The sequence below is a fragment of the Vibrio sp. 1402 genome, from assembly GCF_033340275.1.
The window spans coordinates 1-2200 of record NZ_JAWOWE010000045.1 but is presented as its reverse complement, the minus strand read 5'-3'; the positions used below and the strand labels follow the sequence as shown (position 1 = coordinate 2200).

Here is a 2200-nt window from a genome sequence, read left to right as displayed (position 1 = left end):
ACGAGGCTGGAAAAGGTGTCCGCAATGAGAACAGGTTGCGAAACGTGCCAATGAGCAGGAAAAACAGGCGGCATGAACATCAACCCCAAGTCAGAGGGTCCAATCGCAGATAGAAGGCAAGGCGTTCGCGGTCGGGGGCTTCGATCCCCAATACATTGAATAGGACAGCGAAGGCGCGCTCTGCTTCATCTGGCGCTGCCCAGTTCTCTTCGGCGTTAGCAATCATGAGTGCCAAATCGGCATAGCGATCTGCTGTTCCGAGCCGCCCAAGGTCGATCAGACCCGTGCATTGAAGAGTTTTAGGGTCCACCATGAAGTTCGGCATGCAGGGATCACCATGGCAAACAACCATATCGGTGCGCTCTTGGTCGAGCCGCACCGGTAGCTCTCGTTCGACACGAGCCAAAAGATCGAGCTGCGGCGTACTCTTGTCCTCGTCCGGTAAGAAGTCGGGATTGACGGCATTGCGGGACACCACATCAACGGCGCGTCCGAACATTCGCGACAGCCTGCGCTCAAACGGACATTGATCAACCGATAGGCTGTGAACAGCGCCAAGTTGCTGCCCCATTGACGGCCACGCTTTGAGCAAATCCGCTCCAGACAGATCAGCCGCCGGTACTCCCGGAATTGCCGTTATCACCAAGCATGCACCCTCCTGTTCCTCCTGCCAGTTGATCACCTCGGGGCAAGCCACACCTCGACCTTTGAGCCAAATGAGGCGGTCACGCTCTCCAGCGAGCTCACCGCGGCAGGAAGCAGGTGCGATTTTCGCGAAGGCATGCCCGTCACCACGTCGAAAAACAAAATCACCAGATTCTCCGCCTCTGACAGGCAACCAGTCAGAATGCGATTCACCAAAAAAAATATTAGTTCGATTCAATGGAGGTTCCTTCAGTTTTCTGATGAAGCGCGAATATAGAGAAATATCCCGAATGTGCAGTTAACGAATTCTTGCGGTTTCTTTCAGCGCCGCCAATACCGCCAGCCCGTCGCGCAAGGGGCGCGGCTCGTGTGTGCGGATGAAGTCAGCTCCACCTGCGGCGGCGGCAAGCTCTGCAGCGAGTGTCGCGGCCCCGACATCCCCCGGACCACGGCCTGTGAGCGCGCGCAGAAAGGATTTGCGCGAAACAGACAGAAGCACCGGCAAATCGAAGCGCAGCCGCAATTCATCGAACCGCGCCAGCACCGAGAGCGAGGTTTCGGGAGCAGCCCCCAGAAAAAACCCCATGCCGGGATCAAGGACAAGGCGGTTGCGTTTGATACCGGCACCCGTCAGCGCCGCGATGCGCGCGTCAAAGAACGCCGCAATGTGATCCATGATGTCGCCAGCGGGTGCCTCGCGCCGATCTGCCTGCCCGTCTTGCACCGAATGCATAACGACGAGTTTGGCAGATGATTTCGCCAATTGCGGATAGAACGCAGCGTCTGGAAAACCGCGAATATCATTGAGATAGGCTACACCACGCGACAAGGCATAGGCTTGCGTCGCGGGTTGATAACTGTCGAGCGAGACGGGAATGCCATCTGCCTTGAGCGCGTCCAGCACCGGCGCGATACGCGCGATTTCTGTGTCGGACGAAACAGGCGCGGCGTCGGGATTGCTGGATGCCGGACCGAGGTCGATCACATCTGCCCCCTCGGCCATCAGCTTACGCGCCTGCGCAATGGCTGCGTCTGGCGCCAGATACCGGCCTCCATCGGAGAAACTGTCCGAGGTTATGTTGACGATGCCGAAAATGATGAGCGATTTATTCATGGGGGCTTCTATAATAATAATAATCGAGCATGAGTCTCATACGGATGCTCGGGTCGAAAGGGAATCCCCAGGCGAGTAACCTGTTTGCGGTGATCCATTAGCTGCAGGAGCAGAATAGCATACATCTGGAAGCAAAGCCAGGAAAGCGGCCTATGGAGCTGTGCGGCAGCGCTCAGTAGGCAATTTTTCAAAATATTGTTAAGCCTTTTCTGAGCATGGTATTTTTCATGGTATTACCAATTAGCAGGAAAATAAGCCATTGAATATAAAAGATAAAAATGTCTTGTTTACAATAGAGTGGGATACAGACACGCTTGATATGTTTGGAGATGGGGTTCTAGGGATTTTCCCCTCTAAAAAGACTTAATCCTCTGTAGACCACACCAATAAATGGCTGCGGAGGTGGGTTACTACTTATAAGTGTGGCAAATTAGGTAAATA

3 protein-coding genes are annotated in these 2200 nt (G+C 54.5%); all 3 read right to left on the bottom strand.

Annotated elements, in window-relative coordinates; translation table 11 throughout:
* Window positions 1–80: aminoglycoside phosphotransferase family protein (locus tag R7044_RS23980; RefSeq protein ID WP_219564665.1), on the bottom strand; the 80-nt coding region annotated here is incomplete at its 3' end.
* Entirely contained in the window at window positions 80–883 is an 804-nt protein-coding gene (gene aph(3'')-Ib, locus R7044_RS23975; protein ID WP_077202330.1) for an aminoglycoside O-phosphotransferase APH(3'')-Ib, read from the bottom strand. The genes R7044_RS23980 and aph(3'')-Ib, both read right to left, overlap by 1 nt.
* A gap of 60 nt (window positions 884–943) precedes the next feature.
* Window positions 944–1759 carry a sulfonamide-resistant dihydropteroate synthase Sul2 gene (gene sul2 / locus R7044_RS23970; protein ID WP_001043260.1) on the bottom strand — a complete coding sequence of 272 codons (816 nt, stop codon included), beginning with the start codon at window positions 1757–1759 and terminating at the stop codon, window positions 944–946.
* Window positions 1760–2200 lie beyond the last annotated feature (441 nt).